Consider the following 15,990-nt stretch of genomic DNA (forward strand, 5'->3'; position numbering starts at 1 on the left):
GGTCGTAGGACTGCTTGTTCGCGAGTTTTGTTGCTCCGGAACAGATGTGTCTGCCAAAGTCCTTGCGATGTACGCAGACACTAGAACTCCGTCAATGGAACACCAGTGGCTTGCCGCTGGGTTAAGTCAGCATGATTACACATGATATGCATCTGATGTTAGAGTACACACCAAGAGCGCTTGTATTTTCTGATGGACAGCTGATTGCCGATTGCAGAGCATCACAGGTGCTGTGTGATCCATCACTTGTAGCGCGCGCCGCATTAAAGGAAACGAGCCTTTTTACGCTGGCAAATCGCTGTGAAATCACGCCGCCGGAAAGCTTTGTAGAGAGATTTATTCATGAAGACAGGGAGGTTCGCAGCCATGGCCGCTAAAACGGTATTAAATTATCTAGAACGCGACAGTGTGATTCATAAAATGACGGGAACGACCAAGCTGGCGTTTTTCCTGCTCTTTACCTTTGCCAGCATGATTACATACAACACCTGGGTATTGCTCGGATTGTTTGCTGTAAGTCTTGTTGCATTTAGGCTAAGCCATATTAAGTACCGTGAAGTGCGCTTTATGATGATTTTCATGCTTGTATTTTTGGTACTCAATAATTTATTTATTTTCTTATTTGACCCGAATCAGGGAACAACTCTTTATGGCACCAGACATGTACTGTTTCATTTATTCTGGCGCTATGATGTGACAGCAGAACAGTTATTTTACATGCTGAACATTTCACTGAAATATTTTGTGGCGCTGCCAGTTGCAATCCTTTTTATCTCGGCAACCAATCCAAGTGAGTTTGCTGCCAGCTTAAATAGTATCGGAATTTCCTATAAAGTAGGCTATTCTGTTGCAATTGCACTTCGCTATATTCCTGATATTCAGAGAGATTATCACAGCATAAGTCAGGCGCAGCAGGCAAGAGGAGTGGAGCTTGGCAAAAACGAGCACTTTTTTGCCAGACTGAAAAACTCGGTAAACATTTTGCTGCCGCTTATATTAACAAGCTTAAACCGAATCGACACGATCTCAAATGCAATGGAGCTGCGTGGCTTTGGTAAAAATAAAAAGCGCACATGGTATACAAAAAGACCATTTGCACGAAGAGATTTTATCGCAATTGCAATTGGCGTAGTGCTACTTGCCATAAGCTTATTCGTGACAATTCGGTTTGGAAGGTTTTATAATCCATTTGTGGGTTAATTGATTTTAACACTAATCATTAATGTGAGTTTAAGTAGAGAGGAGAACAATAAATGGAAGTATTCGAATGCATCAAAACAAGAAGAAGTGTAAGAAGATTTGAAGATCGCCCAGTAGAGCGTGAGACGATTCAAAAAATCGTAGATGCTGCAATTTGGGCACCATCATGGAAAAATTCTCAGACACCGCGCTATACTGTGGTAGACAAACGAGAAATCATTGATGATATCGCAGAAAATGGCTGCTGCGACTTTGCCTTTAATACAAAGACACTTAAGCAGACACCAGTATTGATTGTGGTATCGTATGTAAAGGGCATCTGCGGTTTTGAAAAGGATGGCTCCTACAGCACCGACAAAAAAGAAGGTTGGCAGATGTTTGACGCTGGAGTAGCAGCACAAACATTCGCACTCGCTGCTCATGCACAGGGAGTTGGAACGGTCATGCTTGGTATCTATGACGCAGCGTATATTCAGGAAAAGCTTGGCATTCCGCAGACAGAGGAAGTTGCCGTGTTACTTGCTGCTGGATATGAAAAATTTACACCAGATGCACCGACAAGAAAGACGGCAGAGGACGTGCTTCGCTTCGTGTAAATGATCTCAATTAATTTGTGGCTTTTTCTAATGGAGTTTGATGTGACATTTCGATAAATAAAAAATAAAAAATTCAACGGCCTTTGCTCAAATAAACAGCAGACCGTTGAATTTTTTTATTTTACTATCTGACGGACATCATCAAAAAGCTGCAGATCATTTGCTGTAAGCTTTAAATTTGTTTCATATTTGCGTCCGTCGGCTGTTGTAATAGTAATTTCGGCAATAGTGCCTTCATGCATTACGTTACCGTCAGAGACAGCACGTAAAAAAAGCGGAAACTTCGGGTGGGCTGCTGCAAAGCGGTCCCATGAAGCCTTTAACTGAAATATTTTAGCTGGGTTCATTTCAAAAATCCTTTCTGTACTTTTGTATTTTGCATAGATATTTTAATTACTGCATTATACATGATGCTACAGAAAGGATTTTATCATATGAGCAGAGGCATCGTCAAGGGCTGCACTTAGCAACGGTTTTTATTATCAAAGGCCGGATTGTAGGCATAAACATTTTTCGGAAGGCCCTCTTGAACATGGACGAGTGCTTCACCGAAACGCTGGAAGTGGACAATTTCGCGCTGGCGCAGGAAACGAATAGGATCACAAATTTCTGGATCGCTTATTAAGCGCAGAATATTATCGTAGGTGGAGCGTGCTTTTTGTTCAGCAGCGAGGTCTTCCGTCAGATCAGTGATGGGATCACCCTTGACCTGAAAAACGCAGGCATTAAATGGGATACCGCCAGCAGCCTGAGGCCAGATGCCGAGCGTATGATCAACATAATATTTATCAAAACCAGAAGCCTTAATTTCTTCTACAGAAAGATTTTTTGTCAGCTGATAGATAATCGCGCAGACGATTTCGATATGGGCAAGTTCATATAAGCGTCAGTTATTGAAGTAAAAAGGCGAAGAAAAAAGACGAGGATAGATCACAAGAGAGAAGTTGTCAAAAGGGCCGCCTTTTGGGCTTTTCTTGTGTTTCTCGTATTCGATATGATCAATGACCTCTTTTAAGGCTGCATTGCGATCAGAGGGCGTACTAAGCGTCCAGTAGGTCTCAACCAGATGCCGCATTTTCGGAATCATATCAACCTGTTCCTGATCTGCCTGTTTTTGCTTTGCTTCTTGGTCTTGCAGATCTTTGAGTGTACGCTGCAGATCAGAGATCTTTTTCTTCACGGAGGAAGAACGCTCCAGAAAGACATCATCTGCATAGACACCGCGCTCATAAGCTGTGTAGATGCGGTCAAGCTGTGTAGCAGAGGCATCCAATTCTTTTTGGATTCTGTTAATGGATGTTTGCAAAGAGCCATCGTGCTTAGGTTTTTTCACAGGCTTGGAATTTTGATCAGCGTACATGCGAATTGCATCGATGATTCGCGCTTCAAGGACATCGTAAAAGCAACCAATGTTAAGGCATTCGTGGTTGCCACACAGCATGATGTCCTTGGGGCTTCTGGCGCTGGCCTTTCGGTAGAAGAGGTTGCGCCCACAGTATTTACATCTGATAAGCCCGGTTAGGGCATTGCTGCAGTCTGCAACATAGTGTGTGTGTGAATGTGGGCTGCTGTGACGTCTGCGCTGAGCGGCAAAATACAGATCTTCTGTGATCAGCGGCTCATGGCGTCCATCAAAGACATTCGCCGATGACTGCCTGTGATCACGAAAGCGAAGCGTTCCATCTTCTTGCAGACAATCAATCGTTTTATTCTTTCCCCATGTGATTTTTCCAATGTACACTGGATTCTTTAAGAGATCAGACACAGTATTATGGCTCCAGACACTGGTGAATCGTGGCGCATATCCTTCGGCAGTGAGCTGATTTGCAATCGCAGCCATACCAGCCATAGTACGGCTACCGCTTGGCTGAGGAATACCGTTTACATACCAGTCATAGATCTTCCGGATCACTTCGGCTTCTTCCGGATCAGGAACAAGCTGGAAACCACTTTCTCCAGAGAGCTTTTCTCTTTTGTATCCATAAGGTGTTTTGTTTCCACAAAATTTGCCTTCCTTTGAAGCTGCCACACGGCCACGCTGCATACGGCGCTTGATCGTTTTGTATTCGCGGCGGCTCATGAAAAGTCCAAATTCAAAATATTCCTCATCGTATTCATCGTTTGGGTCATAGATTTTAATTGGTGTGATGATCATCGCACCAGAGTCCTGAAAAGCTCGCGCAACGATGCCCTGGTCAATTGTGTCACCGCGAGCCAATCGCTCAATCTCAACAACCAGTACGCCGTCCCATCGACCATCAGCGAGTTCAGAGAGTAACTGCTGCATCATTGGCCTAGCTGAAATGCTGTCACCAGATCGGACTTCGCGGTAGATCTCGGAGACAATGATCTTGTTTCGCTTGGCGGTATCGCGCAGCAGCTGCTCATGCCGCGCGAGTACGTCTTCATTGGATGCAGCACCGTATTCATCGTCCTTTCGGGACTTACGCAGATACATTACATATCTGCCGGTTCTGTTTAGTTCCATAGAAAATTCCTTTCATAAGAGTTATTAAATATAGTATCGAATTTCTCCAAAATACTTTAGCCATGCACGAACAACATCATTGTGCCGCGCTTCAATCATTCGCATGATGTTACGAAGTACATGATTTGGTATTTGAGAGCGATTGTGACAAAGCAGACAGTTTCCAGAGCTTGTTAGCCATATCTTGGTTGCATTAGAAGATGGTGTACCTGCGGAGACATGAACGTGAATTGGTTCAAGTGGTTCATTTTCATTGGTCCAGAAGTACACACAATATTGGCCGAATCTAAAAACTTGCGGCATTTTCAAACCCACCTTTCTGAGAAAATTCCATAATGAGATGAGCCATTGAGTGGATGATCTCATCGAACTTATCAATTTCTTCTTCTGAGTAGTGGTAAATATCTTCCCACTTGTAATCTGGAAGCCAGCAAGTAGCGTGGCGGAAACAATATTGCTCATCAGGTGTCTCAATATATACCTTTACTTTACCGCCTGGATGCATTTCGGAGTGAACGATTTCTGTATTATCATTCAGTGTCATAAACGGATACATCATAATAAGTAATCTCCTTTTCAATATTTAAATTTTTACATCTGAAAGATTAAGCAGTCTTTTTATAATCAACGACTGCAATTTCTGTCAACATTCCATTGACCTGCTTAATGATATTTTGTAGTGTTTCGTCTGATAAATATTCTTCTCCGCATTGAGTACATTTCTCACATGGAACATTTTTAATAATGATGTGGCAACCATTATGGTCGGTCATGCAAGTAGTGGTAGAGGGCTGAACATTGCCTTTGCAATAAAAACATGTCATAGTTAAGTCCTTCCTTATGTTTTTTTGAGTTTTTATTAATTGCGATATTGGGCAATCTTGTCTTTTAACTTAATTATACCAGTCGGAGCAGATGGTTTTAACATCCCTTCAGGCAAAAAAGAATATTCCTCAATTTCGGATGGAGAACAACCAATGGAGTCAACAATATCGCTGACAGTAACAATATTATTATCGAGAAGTAATTCAAAAGCTTGCTTGTGAGCAATAGGAGTTTCTAGTGGGATTTGATCATCAAGCGGCTCACGCTTCCAATAATGTCCATATGTCATTTGATCTTTAAGATATTTAATTTGATTAGGACTAAGGATATCCAAGTCAGCGCATCTGTAGATCATGGCACCGATAGAAACCTTCCATTTCTTCTTTAACTGAATAAAATGGTTTATTGAAGTTGAATAGACATCACGAGAAAAGGTTTCTTTAGGTAACAAGAAACAAGCAGCAAAAGTATCAGCTTCGGTTTCGAGCTTTTCTGAAATAGCTTTATTCTCTAAATCATCATCAACGTAAGTGTTAGCGTGAAGTAGCAGATGAGCTAATTCGTGAGCAAGATCAAATCTAAGGCGAGCATTACTGTACTTATCTTTACTAATAAAAATATAGGGGATACTGTTATACCAAACAGAAAAAGCATCTATTTTTTTATTATTAAGATCCATGACAGATATCATAATGCCGTTTTTTTGTAAAACGGATGTAAGATTTTCAATTGGACCAGAACCAAGTTTCCAATAATTTCTAAGAAGGGAAGCATAATTCTCCAATTCATTTAGACTTAAGGGAGTCACAGGGTTATTACATCCTATGTTGGGCAAGTTGGGTTTAGGGAAATCAACATAGAACGATAAATAGTCATTAATTTCCCTAAAAATTGATATCTTTTCTCTTGCTGCATTTTTTGCTTTCTGAGCGGTTGTACGTCTGCTACGAAAATATACAGCACTATTAGCATTGGTTGTTTCAGGGAGCTTTTTGCTAAAGAAAGAAATTGGATATTTAAGTACAGAAGACATTTGCCCTATGATATAATCTGTAGGGCCGATTGTACCCAGCTCATATTGAGACACAGCTGAACGTGTTATACCAAGGAGATCAGCGAGTTCACCCATGGAATATCCACGGGAGACTCGGGCTTGTTTTATTCTATATGGAATAATATCTTTTTTAGTCATAATAATCACCTTTAATTTGCTTTTAAATTTACAATTTGTGCTTCGAATTCCGGCTTTAATTTTGCAAGAGTTTCTTCAACTTCGCTTGCGGAAGGAACAGCTGATACAGAGGTTTGCAAGGATAAAAGATCTTTACGATAAATGAAATTGGCAAAATTTTCATCTGGGAGAAGTAAATCTATATGATTACATTCTTGCGCTAACGAATTATATCCGTATGTGAGGATTGCATAATAAGGCTCCTGTGATACTGATTGAGTAACGAAGTCGAACGAAAGCTGACCAGAACATCCGGAATTGGCTGCGGCATAATTTCTTTTATAGTTGGATGCATAAGGAAGCGTATTCCACTTCATGGTTTTTGCGGCTGTTACGCGAAAATGTTCGGTTTCAAGGTGAAGAATAGAACGGTTAAAATTATTGACTTTTTGCTGGTAAGCTTTATACGAAGCATCTGCAGAAAATGCAGCGTCATATAAACTGCGTTCAATACTGTAGTTCAGCAGAGTTCCTTTTACAGAGCTAAATTCAGGATAAGAGAAAAAGTCAGAATTCTCTTTCAATAAAATATGGAATGCTGCTGTGGCAGTAAGTACCTGCTTACACAGATAAGAAGAGAGATTGTGGTTGAAATCAAAATTAAATGCTTCTATAATATTCATAGTATTGCTCCTTTACAAATAATACATTAATTATTATATATGAATAGAACAAAATAGTCAATATTATCTTGTAAAAACAATAAAAATGTAAAGTGAACTTAATAAACATATTTAGATAAAAAATGCCGATTTAATCCAATAAGCAAATAAATTGCCCCGGCACAAATGTGTCGGGGCGGTACCCTGCGGGCGCGGGGAAATATCTGAGGATGGAAAAGAAGAAAAGTATTTGACCAGGATCACTCCCGCCTACGCGGGGAATATTTAAGCAGCTTTGTCATGGAAAGAAGTGCCAGAGGATCACCCCCGCATATACGGGGAATATGTTTCATTTTATCAGGCGATCATTGAAAAGTAAAGTAATTATTGAGAACTATCAGTTGATTGACTATTCTTAAGAAAAATTTGGAGTTTATCTTTATCCCAAAGTTTTACTTGGTTCTTGGCAGCTTCTTCTTTAGCTGGACGTGTAAAATATGAGTTTGTCATGACAACAGCAATATCTTTTCTATAGTATGATTTTGCAGAGAAAGCTTCCTGCACTGCTGAATTGCCTACAGCGCTAGAATAATACTTGCATTGAATTGCATAGGAAATACCATCTTTTTCAGCAAGAACGTCAGCACCGTGATCTCCACTTTTTTTAGTAACAATAACATTTATAAACCCATTTTTCTTCAAGAGTTCTGCGCATTGAGTTTCAAAGTGCTGACCGCGTTTACTTGAAGGGATATGATCGTTCATCATATAATCGAGTTCTTTTGATGTAGATTCCTCTGGCATATGTCCATGAAAGCTGCCTGTAAGCTTAAGAAAAGAATCTAGGTCCATGATTACATTATAATAACTATAACCGCATTGTTTTTCCATATCTGATTTTAAAACCTTATAATAATATAATATGTCACACAATCTGGCGGCATGGCTAAATCCGATCCCGAGATGACGTTGAATTAGTCTGAGTTTGTCGTGATCTGGATCTGTTATACTTACTATACCAGCATGTAAGAAAAAATCAAAGTCAGTGAAGTCTGTTGTATCAATAGGAGTAATTACGTCTTCATTGGTTAAGGCTGTAACAGGACGAAATTGCTTTTCAGGCATGCGTCCATGAAAAGTTGTCACAAGTGCGTAAAAAGAATCCCGATCCATAATTACATCGTAATGGCTTCCTTTTGAATTCAGGACTTTATAATAAACTAACTGGTCGCATAGCCTACTGGCGCGATTGAATCCAATTCCAAGATGGCGTTGAAGCAGCTTGATTTTATAGGGATCAGAAAAGTGTTCTATGCATAGCATTCCTGCTTCCACGAAGAAATCAAAATCTGTAAAGTCTGTAGTATCAAGTGGGGTAATGATTGCATATTTTTTCAGTAACTCTTGATGGGCAGAATTAACAGAGACGGAAGTTTTTCTTTTGGGTTCTGCATCGACTATAGGCGTTAAAGAAATAGAAATCTGTTCTTTCTCTGAACTTGATGAAGGCAAAGGCTCTTGAATATCAATATTTTCTGAAACAGCTTTTAGGGCATTATTGGATGAAACAGATTTTTGAACCGCTGAATTTATTGAAGGCGGAGAATTTGGAACAGTAGCTTCTTTAATAGGTTGCTTTGAAGCAATGGTAGTTTTATGTTGTTTTACTGAAGCATTAGAAAAGTAGACCTTTGAAGATTTACTTTGAGTAGTATTTTGAGCCTTGGCTTCAGCGCGCTCTATTGATCTATTCTTTATTTTGCAATATAAAAGAATTATAAGACATATAGGAATAATACACATAATGTTTGCTGCAGCCATTAAAAATAACCAGTTGATAATAGTAACAGGCTTTCCATCAAGTGTACTGTGGTATGCAGCATTGCCAAATAATAGATTGAGAATAACGGCTGTGACAATAATGATCTTCCTCGTATGCAATTTAGGATAAGTTTGTTCAGATTGTTCAGACATTTGGTGACCTCCAATAATTTATAAATATAAAATACAACATAAAACGCATTAATTCAAGTGGAATACACAAACTATTGAAAAATAGGAGGTGTATAGATTGTGAAGATCAAAGTAAAAGAAATATTGGAGCAGAAGTGCCTGACGATCCGACAAGCTGCGGAGCTGTGTGGGGTGCCAAAGTCTACGATCGGGGACATCTGTGATGGTGCAAGTCCAAGATTAGACACGTTGGAGAAGATTGCGCAGGGGCTTGGATTGCATATAACAGATCTGTTTGATAGTCCATATAAGTAGGTTGTCCGGCTTACCGGACATGTATTTACATTTGTGAAAATATGTGATATTGTAAATGTATCAAAAAGAAATGTAAAAATCTTGACAAAACATGTGTTTGCTGTTATTATATAAGCAAACACATGTTTGTACATAAGCAAGAGTGTCGAATCCGCATAAGAGGAAGGAGATGCAGGGGGAATGGATTACAAAAGAGAAATTAAAAAGTTACTGGATGAAATAACGGATAGCGAAATATTGAGACGAATTTATCTGATTATCGTGACAATGAAAAAAGAAAGGGGCTGACCTGTAAGGGCCGGCCTCTTTCTTTATAGACCAAGACATTTTTTCATAAAAGCTTCAATAATTTTCAGCTCTTCAGGACTACTTTCAGCAATTGCATTAACCATCCTCTGAGCAGTTTCATTATCAGTAGCACTTAGCTTGCCAAGGTTGATTGAGTAGCGATCATCTTCATCAACTTTGGTAAACATACTATCTTCGCCACCTTCACCAGTCCTTAGCCACACTTCGTTGATACCAAATTCCTTACAAATTAATGTAACAACCGCGTCTATAGGTGCGTTACGACCTAATTCATAATTGGCGAAAGTATTTCGCTTAATGTGTAAACGATCGGCCATTTCCTGCTGAGTGAGTCCTAATTTTTTTCGAACCAGTTTTAAACGCTTATCCATTGTAAGATACCTCCTTCCAAGCACAATATAACAAAAAAAAGTGCGAATGTCAACAAAAAGATATTGACAAAAGTGCGTATAGGACTTAAAATAGTCTCAGAAGCACAAAAGGAGGTGAGCTTATGACACAGACAGTAGATATCAGTAAAATCCAGTTAACTGACGACACATTAACTAACATCCAGATTATGGCTCCACTGTTATCTAAAGAGGACCAGTGCAAGGTATATGGAATGCTTTTTGGAATCCTTTGTCGGATTCCAGATTCACAGCCCCAGAAGACAGCATAGGAGGAAAGAATGTTGGTATTAGTTTGTATCGGATGCTCAGTAGTAGTGTCAGTCATTACGACAAAGCTATTGGCCATTCACTACTTTAACATAGTGGATGGCCATGTAGATGATATTTGCAATATGACGAAGGACTTTGTTCACGAGACAGAGTCTATGATATGCAGATATCAACAAAAAAATGACCAAGAGGAGTAAGAGAGCATATTCCTTTATTAATTTCTACAAATTTATTAGAGCCAGGCTGTTCATATTCTTTTTTTAGATGCTGGTAATAACTCCATTTGGAGAAAATTTCATAATGCGAATCGTTAGTAAACCAGCTCATGAAGTCAACTGATAGCAGGCCAAAGCGCTCTAAGGATGAGATAGAGGATGCATAGACATAAGAGTGACTTGTGTTTAAATCAAAATATAGATAGCTGTCCAACATGGTGCTAGAATTGCTAATTTTGTCCCTTAAAACAAAATTAGCAATAGGCTGACTAGGCTGTTTTTTAAATCCACTAATTATTTCTGCATCAAGTGGTGACATCTGTTTAATTATTTCAGGAAAAGATGGATGAACAAAATTAGAAACACGACGATCCATAGAGCCTGAAATAAGATTAACAAACATTTCTCTTAATTCTGGTTCCGAAATGCAGTATTTGGAATTTTCGAGAGCTTGAGCGGTTACTTGTAATGAAGGTTCCTGCTTTTCATCATCAGGAATAGCATTCATTTTTTCTGTGAGTTCCTTCTGATACTGCTTTAGCTCCAGATCGTATTTTATACGTCTTTTATCGGCAGCATGAGAAAACCTACCGAAGACCAGATACCAGATGTCACCAAAAGTATGGCCTATATTTTTTGTGGGTTCATCCGTAAGGTTTTTGACAGCTTTATCAACCGATTTGGGTAATTTGATAACGCTAATGTCTGTAGTTGTTTCTTCTGACATATATAAGTCCTTTCTTGATAATGTACTCGGCTGTTGCAGCAGCCTGTAAAGAAAGGATAGAGCAGAAGAGATAGGAAGTCAAGCGAAGTTGATCAATAAGTGGAACTGAGCAGAAAGGAGCATAGAAAAACAGTAATGTGGTTATCAAGAAAACGTATCATGCTTTTAGAACAGGAAATTACTGAATGCAGAAAAGAAGTCCAAAACCTAAAACATGAAATGAATGAGCAAGTAATGCAAATGGCAGAAAAAATCCTTAGACAGCCAGAAGAACTGTCTAAGGAAATTGATAGCCAAAAAAAAGTAGATGCCTTTGTAAATGAATTTATTCGCCATTAATAAACGAATTTATGAAATTGTCTACGTCTTGAGTTGATTCATGAGAAGAAATTAAGTTGTATAAGCGTTTTAGCTGGGCTACAACATTAACATCATCAGTATCTGACGTAGATAGATATATTCGGGAATATTCGGCACTATCAGTTTGGACACGTAATGTAAGGGAATTCTGTAAAAGATTGTCATACAGTAGCAAAAAGAAATAACCCTGATTATAGTGGCAAACATAACTGTTTTCGGTATCTATTCCCTTACTAAGCGGAGCAAACGAATTTGCTATATTGAACGGCCCATCATCCAATGGAGATGGAGGAAGAGGTTTTAATTCAATTTGAGATTGACAATATCGTACCCAACAAAGAGAATTATCTTTTGTCATTTTTATTAGTTTCTCAAGAAGCAAGTTGTTATCCATTTTTAATTATTTCCTCCTTATCCATGTTGCCTATTAAGTAATCTATATGATTACAAAGCCGTTCTTTGTTCTTAGGCTTTATAGGACCTTTTATATAATGCAGGCTACATTGTATGTGATACAGGCGAAACGGAAATGCAATTAACCAGTATTGATTACGATATGAATAGAGAGCTTGGCGTAGACGGCTTCGAATTTCTAGGTTGTCTAAATGATCTTTCCATATGTTATCTCTGAGTGCAATCAAATCAGACTGAATGTCAATTCGTTTGGAATTATAATCCTGTTGACGTTTTGCCATATCGCGTAAAAGACTATGTGATACGAAAAATATAGCAATAGACATAATGAAACTTAGTATACCAGTAATATCAGCAATTAGTCCTAACATACATTTCTCCTTTGAAATATTAAATGCATTCTATCATAGCGACGTAAATATTTCAAGGGAAAGAAAAATTTAGAAAAAATGTGATAAGAAAGTAATTTATTTTAGAAGAAATTAAATTTACCCCTATGGTGTACTGCCGGTCCGACTCCGGCAGAGGGGAATGGTCGGCCGACCTTGTAGTTTTAATGAACAAGCCGTAAGGCATAGAGTAAAACAGAAAGTCAGGAGGTAGCAAGGTGATTATTGACAGAACCAAAATCGGAAACACGGACATCGCAATTGATGATAGCTGTGCGATCAAGGATCCAGTGGAGTGGGAGAAGGCCAGTGCAAATCTGTGGTTAAAGATTGACGCTGCGTTGGAGCGCCAGGAGAGAGAACGTAAAGAGGCTGAAAGAAAAGCAATGGAAGAAAAGAAGTTACTGAGTATGTAAAGTACATACAGAAATTGGAGGAAAGATGTTCGAGATTATCGAGGTAAACGGAAAGTACGTAATGGACGAAGTGGATCAGAGCCGTGCACCACAGGTTCCAAGCTTTATGAGCGATCCAGAGCGTAACAAGATGCGTTTGCGCCGTCTGATGCAGGAGGAAGAGCAGAGAACGGCAGAGGAGGAACAGCCGATCGCGAACACGGTCAATATGATCGCATGGTCGGTGGTCTGCGTTATGATCGGATGGATTATTGCGTTGATTTAACGAAAGGAGAAGCACAATGGGAAAGAGCAAAGCGACAAAGCCAACACGTGATCAGAAGGCAATTATCATGGCTGCTAGACTGATCTGGCAGAACTGGTTGGTATTATCGGAATCCGATGAAGAGCTACATATCGTCAGCCGTGGCGCTGGAGTCAGCCGCACATTGAAAAAGCCGCTGCGGGTTGGCAGACCCAGTCAGCGGCACAAATAAACTAATCATTTGCAGTATACCTCAGTTTGATGGAAAATGCAAGCCTTTAGAAAGAAGTGATGATATGAGTTACTACAGAACATGCCAGTATTGCGGTGCAAATCTGGATCCAGGAGAAACCTGTGATTGTCAGATCGAAAAGAAAGAACAGGAAACTGTGCGAGCAGAAGCACAGATCAGAGAGGAGCAGGAAGATGACAAATAAAGAATATAGACAAGATCCTGGTATTAGCCGTTCGGATCTGTTTGAGATGCGCAAGAGCCCGTTGCATTTTCAGTACCAGATGACTCATCCAAAGGAGGACACACCAGCTCTGTTGTTTGGCAGAGCACTTCACAAGATGATTCTGGAGCCGGGGGACTTTGAAAGTGAATTTGTGGTATGCCCGACCGTGAATAGAAGAACAAAGGCAGGCCAGGAGCAGTATGCAGCATTTATGGCAGAGAATGAGGGCAAGGATATTGTAAGCCAGGATGACTATGAGGTTATGTGCGAGATGGCAGAGGTAATCAACAAACACCAACTGGCAAAGAAGCTGCTGACAGGAGAGCATGAGCAGAGTTTCTTCTGGACAGATCCAGATACAGGGGAGCGGTGCAAGTGCCGCCCAGACTGCATGACAGAGTACGAAGGGCAGCTGTATCTGGTGGATTATAAGACAACAGACAGCTGTGCCGGAATGGATTTCGAGCGATCTGTCAGAAAGTATGGATATGACTTCCAGGCTGGAATGTACACGGAGGGCGTCTTTGCAAATACATTTCAGCGTTATGGATTCAAGTTTGTGGCGCAGGAAAAGAAGCCACCTTATGCGGTGAGAGTTTACGATTGCAGCGAGGAGTTTATCCAGCAGGGCTATGATAAGTTCCGGGAGTATATCGGAATGCTGCATGAGTGCAGGGTCAGTGGTAACTGGTATGGATATGAAGGTCCGGATCGAATTGAGACGGGACTGTTTGCGTATGGGGAGGAAGTATAATGGCACAGACACATTGGAAGAAGTTAATCAATCCAGATTATATTGGAGCATATGCGTTGGATCCAGGTAAAGATCTGACGGTTCAGATCAGCCAGGTTCGCAGAGAAATGGTAACGGGAGCGGACGGAAAGAAGGAAGAGTGTACGGTTGCGTACCTGAAGGATCAGAAGCCGATGATCTTAAACGTGACCAACTGCAAGACCATTGAAAAGCTATATGGTCCTTACATAGAGGATTGGAATGGCAAGTATATCACGCTTTATGCAGCAAAGGTTCGTGCATTTGGTGATGTTGTTGAGGCGCTTCGGATTCGTCCAAAGGCTCCGTCAATTAAGACATATATCTGTGCAGACTGTAGACAGCCAATTCAGGGTGCAGGAAGCAAAAGCGCAGAGGAGATTGCAGCGCTTGGAAAGCAGCAGTATGGAAGAGCACTGTGCATCGAATGTGCGAGAAAGGCAATGGCGAAGATGAAGGAGGAGTCGGATGATAAACAGAACAATCCTGCAGGGCCGACTGGTAAGTGATCCAGTAATGAAGTATACGCCGAGCAATGTTGCTATGGCACAGGTTTCAGTTGCCTGGTCGGACAAGTATAAGGAATCGGAAAAGCTGTGTTATCTGCCCTGCAAGGCATGGGGACACACAGCTGAGTTCTTGAACAAGTGGTTCCTTAAGGGACAGGAGATCATTGTAGAAGGTCGCATGATAACGGAGGAGTGGGAAGCAGACGGAAAGAAAAATTCCCGGTTGATCTGTCTGGTGGACTCCGTAAGCTTTTGTGGAAGTAAGTCTGATAACAATACCGGTTATCAGCGTCCAGTTGCGTCACGGCCGCCATCTGGCTTCAAACCGATTCCGGATAATGTAGATGATGAAGGGCTGCCATTTAATTGATCATCGTTGACAGCCGGGAAAAGAAATGGCAGCACATTGAGAAGTACTTCCAACAGCATGGCATTCTGTACCAGATTCAGAAGCTTGACATTGCAGATTACATGTTGGAAGGGCAGGACAAGTTTGTGATCGATCGCAAGCAGAATTTGGATGAGCTTTGCAGCAATCTGTGTACGAAGGACTCAGGACGTTTCTGGCGGGAGGTCAGACGATCACGAGAGCAGAAGGTGAAGATGGTCATCCTCTGTGAGCATGGTGGAAAGATTAAGTCGATCAAGGACGTGGCTGAATGGAAAAGTACATACAGTCGTGTTACCGGACGGCAGCTGGCAGCTGAGATCTATCGGGTGCATATTGCCTATGGTGTCGAGTTCTTGTTCTGTGATAAGCGCAGCACAGGGCGTCGTATCGTGGAGCTTTTGGAGGATACTGCATGGATCGAGAAGAGATAAAGCAGAGCAGATCAATGGGAGATGTTGTGGCGCTGTATGGACTGCATCCAAATCGAGCAGGTTTCATTTGCTGCCCGTTCCACAAGGAGAAGACAGCATCTCTCAAGATATATAAGGACAGCTTTTACTGTTTTGGCTGTGGAGCATCAGGAGATATCTTTAAGTTTGTTGAGCGTATGGAGGGCGTATCCTTTAAGGATGCCTTCCTGCTGTTAGGCGGTGATTATCCGGATAAGAGCAAGGAATCCAATTTTGCGCGCCGGATGAAGCAGTATCACTTTGAGAAGCAGCGTGAGATGCGCCAGAAAGAACAAGCAGCTCTTGATGTAAAAAAACAGGAAAATGGGAAAAAAATAGATCTGTACAGGGATGCACTGAAGATGGCTGAACCGTTGTCAGATGCCTGGTGCGAAGCATACAACAATTATCAGCTGCAGCTTTATGAGCAGTGCTGTCTGTACGGTCTGGAAACGAGGTGGTGAT

The 15,990-nt window shown here is 40.8% G+C and carries 27 protein-coding genes and 1 pseudogene; 15 read left to right on the plus strand and 13 right to left on the minus strand.

Going from position 1 to position 15,990, the window contains the following annotated elements; genetic code table 11:
- The first annotated feature begins 131 nt into the window (after positions 1 to 131).
- The 3 genes from LKD48_RS04275 to LKD48_RS04285 are packed head-to-tail and all read left to right on the plus strand — an operon-like array spanning position 132 to position 1,796.
- Entirely contained in the window at positions 132 to 377 is a 246-nt protein-coding gene (locus LKD48_RS04275) for a hypothetical protein (protein WP_308731294.1), read from the plus strand.
- Entirely contained in the window at positions 367 to 1,200 is an 834-nt protein-coding gene (locus tag LKD48_RS04280; RefSeq protein ID WP_308731295.1) for an energy-coupling factor transporter transmembrane component T family protein, read from the plus strand. Before LKD48_RS04275 ends, LKD48_RS04280 begins: the two co-directional genes overlap by 11 nt.
- Positions 1,201 to 1,253: 53 nt before the next feature.
- On the plus strand, positions 1,254 to 1,796 hold the full coding sequence (locus LKD48_RS04285; RefSeq protein WP_308731296.1) for a nitroreductase family protein: 543 nt from the start codon (positions 1,254 to 1,256) through the stop codon (positions 1,794 to 1,796).
- 116 nt (positions 1,797 to 1,912) lie between these two features.
- On the opposite strand, the gene LKD48_RS04290 is transcribed toward LKD48_RS04285, so the two are convergent.
- The 9 genes and pseudogenes from LKD48_RS04290 to LKD48_RS04330 all read right to left on the minus strand — a co-directional run bounded on the left by LKD48_RS04290 (position 1,913) and on the right by LKD48_RS04330 (position 8,916).
- Complete coding sequence (locus tag LKD48_RS04290) at positions 1,913 to 2,143, minus strand: hypothetical protein (protein WP_308731297.1); 231 nt, start codon at positions 2,141 to 2,143, stop codon at positions 1,913 to 1,915.
- 116 nt (positions 2,144 to 2,259) lie between these two features.
- A pseudogene (locus tag LKD48_RS16490) lies at positions 2,260 to 2,673 on the minus strand (manganese catalase family protein); the annotation flags it as partial.
- A gap of 9 nt (positions 2,674 to 2,682) precedes the next feature.
- Entirely contained in the window at positions 2,683 to 4,284 is a 1,602-nt protein-coding gene (locus LKD48_RS04300) for a recombinase family protein (protein WP_308731298.1), read from the minus strand.
- 24 nt (positions 4,285 to 4,308) lie between these two features.
- Entirely contained in the window at positions 4,309 to 4,587 is a 279-nt protein-coding gene (locus LKD48_RS04305; RefSeq protein ID WP_308731299.1) for a DUF4160 domain-containing protein, read from the minus strand.
- Positions 4,571 to 4,843, minus strand: a complete 273-nt coding sequence (locus LKD48_RS04310; protein ID WP_308731300.1) for a hypothetical protein — start codon at positions 4,841 to 4,843, stop codon at positions 4,571 to 4,573. Before LKD48_RS04310 ends, LKD48_RS04305 begins: the two co-directional genes overlap by 17 nt.
- A 46-nt stretch (positions 4,844 to 4,889) precedes the next feature.
- Complete coding sequence (locus LKD48_RS04315) at positions 4,890 to 5,108, minus strand: type II toxin-antitoxin system MqsA family antitoxin (protein WP_308731301.1); 219 nt, start codon at positions 5,106 to 5,108, stop codon at positions 4,890 to 4,892.
- A 35-nt stretch (positions 5,109 to 5,143) separates the two neighbouring features.
- Positions 5,144 to 6,301, minus strand: a complete 1,158-nt coding sequence (locus tag LKD48_RS04320; protein WP_308731302.1) for a helix-turn-helix domain-containing protein — start codon at positions 6,299 to 6,301, stop codon at positions 5,144 to 5,146.
- Positions 6,302 to 6,312: 11 nt separating this feature from the next.
- Positions 6,313 to 6,963: a hypothetical protein gene (locus LKD48_RS04325; protein ID WP_308731303.1), complete on the minus strand. Its 651-nt coding sequence runs from the start codon at positions 6,961 to 6,963 to the stop codon at positions 6,313 to 6,315.
- 363 nt (positions 6,964 to 7,326) lie between these two features.
- Entirely contained in the window at positions 7,327 to 8,916 is a 1,590-nt protein-coding gene (locus LKD48_RS04330; RefSeq protein ID WP_308731304.1) for a restriction endonuclease, read from the minus strand.
- A gap of 99 nt (positions 8,917 to 9,015) precedes the next feature.
- On the opposite strand from LKD48_RS04330, the gene LKD48_RS04335 reads away from it, so the two are divergent.
- Complete coding sequence (locus tag LKD48_RS04335; protein WP_308731305.1) at positions 9,016 to 9,210, plus strand: helix-turn-helix transcriptional regulator; 195 nt, start codon at positions 9,016 to 9,018, stop codon at positions 9,208 to 9,210.
- 311 nt (positions 9,211 to 9,521) lie between these two features.
- Here the strand turns inward: LKD48_RS04335 and LKD48_RS04340 are convergent, their stop codons facing one another.
- Positions 9,522 to 9,890: a helix-turn-helix domain-containing protein gene (locus tag LKD48_RS04340; RefSeq protein ID WP_308731306.1), complete on the minus strand. Its 369-nt coding sequence runs from the start codon at positions 9,888 to 9,890 to the stop codon at positions 9,522 to 9,524.
- A gap of 122 nt (positions 9,891 to 10,012) precedes the next feature.
- On the opposite strand from LKD48_RS04340, the gene LKD48_RS04345 reads away from it, so the two are divergent.
- Positions 10,013 to 10,180 carry a hypothetical protein gene (locus LKD48_RS04345; protein WP_308731307.1) on the plus strand — a complete coding sequence of 56 codons (168 nt, stop codon included), beginning with the start codon at positions 10,013 to 10,015 and terminating at the stop codon, positions 10,178 to 10,180.
- 154 nt (positions 10,181 to 10,334) lie between these two features.
- On the opposite strand, the gene LKD48_RS04350 is transcribed toward LKD48_RS04345, so the two are convergent.
- Complete coding sequence (locus LKD48_RS04350) at positions 10,335 to 11,123, minus strand: DUF4393 domain-containing protein (RefSeq protein WP_308731308.1); 789 nt, start codon at positions 11,121 to 11,123, stop codon at positions 10,335 to 10,337.
- A gap of 99 nt (positions 11,124 to 11,222) precedes the next feature.
- On the opposite strand from LKD48_RS04350, the gene LKD48_RS04355 reads away from it, so the two are divergent.
- A complete protein-coding gene (locus LKD48_RS04355; protein WP_308731309.1) occupies positions 11,223 to 11,462 on the plus strand; it encodes a hypothetical protein in 240 nt (79 codons plus the stop codon).
- On the opposite strand, the gene LKD48_RS04360 is transcribed toward LKD48_RS04355, so the two are convergent.
- Together LKD48_RS04360 and LKD48_RS04365 are read right to left on the minus strand one after the other, a co-directional pair.
- The gene (locus tag LKD48_RS04360) at positions 11,449 to 11,877 is read right to left on the minus strand and encodes a hypothetical protein (RefSeq protein ID WP_308731310.1); all 429 of its coding nucleotides are present in this window, start codon (positions 11,875 to 11,877) and stop codon (positions 11,449 to 11,451) included. The two genes, LKD48_RS04355 and LKD48_RS04360, sit on opposite strands and share 14 nt — an antisense overlap.
- A complete protein-coding gene (locus LKD48_RS04365) occupies positions 11,870 to 12,268 on the minus strand; it encodes a hypothetical protein (protein ID WP_308731311.1) in 399 nt (132 codons plus the stop codon). Before LKD48_RS04365 ends, LKD48_RS04360 begins: the two co-directional genes overlap by 8 nt.
- A gap of 236 nt (positions 12,269 to 12,504) precedes the next feature.
- Here LKD48_RS04365 and LKD48_RS04370 point away from each other — a divergent pair, with 236 nt between their 5' ends.
- The 9 genes from LKD48_RS04370 to LKD48_RS04410 all read left to right on the plus strand — a co-directional run bounded on the left by LKD48_RS04370 (position 12,505) and on the right by LKD48_RS04410 (position 15,989).
- Positions 12,505 to 12,702, plus strand: a complete 198-nt coding sequence (locus tag LKD48_RS04370; RefSeq protein ID WP_308731312.1) for a hypothetical protein — start codon at positions 12,505 to 12,507, stop codon at positions 12,700 to 12,702.
- Between the two features lie 25 nt (positions 12,703 to 12,727).
- Complete coding sequence (locus LKD48_RS04375) at positions 12,728 to 12,967, plus strand: hypothetical protein (RefSeq protein ID WP_308731313.1); 240 nt, start codon at positions 12,728 to 12,730, stop codon at positions 12,965 to 12,967.
- A gap of 16 nt (positions 12,968 to 12,983) precedes the next feature.
- Positions 12,984 to 13,178: a DUF6906 family protein gene (locus tag LKD48_RS04380; protein ID WP_308731314.1), complete on the plus strand. Its 195-nt coding sequence runs from the start codon at positions 12,984 to 12,986 to the stop codon at positions 13,176 to 13,178.
- 64 nt (positions 13,179 to 13,242) lie between these two features.
- Positions 13,243 to 13,383: a hypothetical protein gene (locus LKD48_RS04385; protein ID WP_308731315.1), complete on the plus strand. Its 141-nt coding sequence runs from the start codon at positions 13,243 to 13,245 to the stop codon at positions 13,381 to 13,383.
- A complete protein-coding gene (locus LKD48_RS04390) occupies positions 13,373 to 14,158 on the plus strand; it encodes a PD-(D/E)XK nuclease-like domain-containing protein (RefSeq protein ID WP_308731316.1) in 786 nt (261 codons plus the stop codon). The genes LKD48_RS04385 and LKD48_RS04390 overlap by 11 nt, the downstream gene beginning before the upstream one ends.
- Positions 14,158 to 14,685, plus strand: coding sequence for a hypothetical protein (locus tag LKD48_RS04395; RefSeq protein ID WP_308731317.1), 528 nt, complete (start codon positions 14,158 to 14,160; stop codon positions 14,683 to 14,685). The genes LKD48_RS04390 and LKD48_RS04395 overlap by 1 nt, the downstream gene beginning before the upstream one ends.
- Complete coding sequence (locus LKD48_RS04400) at positions 14,645 to 15,055, plus strand: single-stranded DNA-binding protein (protein WP_308731318.1); 411 nt, start codon at positions 14,645 to 14,647, stop codon at positions 15,053 to 15,055. Before LKD48_RS04395 ends, LKD48_RS04400 begins: the two co-directional genes overlap by 41 nt.
- Positions 15,052 to 15,507, plus strand: coding sequence for an ERCC4 domain-containing protein (locus LKD48_RS04405; protein ID WP_308731319.1), 456 nt, complete (start codon positions 15,052 to 15,054; stop codon positions 15,505 to 15,507). The genes LKD48_RS04400 and LKD48_RS04405 overlap by 4 nt, the downstream gene beginning before the upstream one ends.
- A complete protein-coding gene (locus LKD48_RS04410) occupies positions 15,489 to 15,989 on the plus strand; it encodes a CHC2 zinc finger domain-containing protein (RefSeq protein WP_308731320.1) in 501 nt (166 codons plus the stop codon). The genes LKD48_RS04405 and LKD48_RS04410 overlap by 19 nt, the downstream gene beginning before the upstream one ends.
- Position 15,990: the final 1 nt, after the last annotated feature.

The organism is Anthropogastromicrobium aceti (assembly GCF_020687335.1).
Classification (GTDB): domain Bacteria; phylum Bacillota; class Clostridia; order Lachnospirales; family Lachnospiraceae; genus Anthropogastromicrobium; species Anthropogastromicrobium aceti.

Excerpts from the sequence above, each read along its gene's own strand:
- LKD48_RS04305 (WP_308731299.1), bottom strand. The coding sequence starts at position 4,587 with ATGCCGCAAGTTTTTAGATTCGGCCAATATTGTGTGTACTTCTGGACC.
- LKD48_RS04310 (WP_308731300.1), bottom strand. The coding sequence starts at position 4,843 with ATGATGTATCCGTTTATGACACTGAATGATAATACAGAAATCGTTCAC.
- LKD48_RS04315 (WP_308731301.1), bottom strand. The coding sequence starts at position 5,108 with ATGACATGTTTTTATTGCAAAGGCAATGTTCAGCCCTCTACCACTACT.
- LKD48_RS04320 (WP_308731302.1), bottom strand. The coding sequence starts at position 6,301 with ATGACTAAAAAAGATATTATTCCATATAGAATAAAACAAGCCCGAGTC.
- LKD48_RS04280 (WP_308731295.1), top strand. The coding sequence starts at position 367 with ATGGCCGCTAAAACGGTATTAAATTATCTAGAACGCGACAGTGTGATT.
- LKD48_RS04300 (WP_308731298.1), bottom strand. The coding sequence starts at position 4,284 with ATGGAACTAAACAGAACCGGCAGATATGTAATGTATCTGCGTAAGTCC.
- LKD48_RS04385 (WP_308731315.1), top strand. The coding sequence starts at position 13,243 with ATGAGTTACTACAGAACATGCCAGTATTGCGGTGCAAATCTGGATCCA.
- LKD48_RS04410 (WP_308731320.1), top strand. The coding sequence starts at position 15,489 with ATGGATCGAGAAGAGATAAAGCAGAGCAGATCAATGGGAGATGTTGTG.
- LKD48_RS04400 (WP_308731318.1), top strand. The coding sequence starts at position 14,645 with ATGATAAACAGAACAATCCTGCAGGGCCGACTGGTAAGTGATCCAGTA.
- LKD48_RS04290 (WP_308731297.1), bottom strand. The coding sequence starts at position 2,143 with ATGAACCCAGCTAAAATATTTCAGTTAAAGGCTTCATGGGACCGCTTT.
- LKD48_RS04350 (WP_308731308.1), bottom strand. The coding sequence starts at position 11,123 with ATGTCAGAAGAAACAACTACAGACATTAGCGTTATCAAATTACCCAAA.
- LKD48_RS04345 (WP_308731307.1), top strand. The coding sequence starts at position 10,013 with ATGACACAGACAGTAGATATCAGTAAAATCCAGTTAACTGACGACACA.
- LKD48_RS04380 (WP_308731314.1), top strand. The coding sequence starts at position 12,984 with ATGGGAAAGAGCAAAGCGACAAAGCCAACACGTGATCAGAAGGCAATT.
- LKD48_RS04285 (WP_308731296.1), top strand. The coding sequence starts at position 1,254 with ATGGAAGTATTCGAATGCATCAAAACAAGAAGAAGTGTAAGAAGATTT.
- LKD48_RS04330 (WP_308731304.1), bottom strand. The coding sequence starts at position 8,916 with ATGTCTGAACAATCTGAACAAACTTATCCTAAATTGCATACGAGGAAG.
- LKD48_RS04275 (WP_308731294.1), top strand. The coding sequence starts at position 132 with ATGATTACACATGATATGCATCTGATGTTAGAGTACACACCAAGAGCG.
- LKD48_RS04360 (WP_308731310.1), bottom strand. The coding sequence starts at position 11,877 with ATGGATAACAACTTGCTTCTTGAGAAACTAATAAAAATGACAAAAGAT.
- LKD48_RS04375 (WP_308731313.1), top strand. The coding sequence starts at position 12,728 with ATGTTCGAGATTATCGAGGTAAACGGAAAGTACGTAATGGACGAAGTG.
- LKD48_RS04390 (WP_308731316.1), top strand. The coding sequence starts at position 13,373 with ATGACAAATAAAGAATATAGACAAGATCCTGGTATTAGCCGTTCGGAT.
- LKD48_RS04365 (WP_308731311.1), bottom strand. The coding sequence starts at position 12,268 with ATGTTAGGACTAATTGCTGATATTACTGGTATACTAAGTTTCATTATG.
- LKD48_RS04325 (WP_308731303.1), bottom strand. The coding sequence starts at position 6,963 with ATGAATATTATAGAAGCATTTAATTTTGATTTCAACCACAATCTCTCT.
- LKD48_RS04340 (WP_308731306.1), bottom strand. The coding sequence starts at position 9,890 with ATGGATAAGCGTTTAAAACTGGTTCGAAAAAAATTAGGACTCACTCAG.
- LKD48_RS04395 (WP_308731317.1), top strand. The coding sequence starts at position 14,158 with ATGGCACAGACACATTGGAAGAAGTTAATCAATCCAGATTATATTGGA.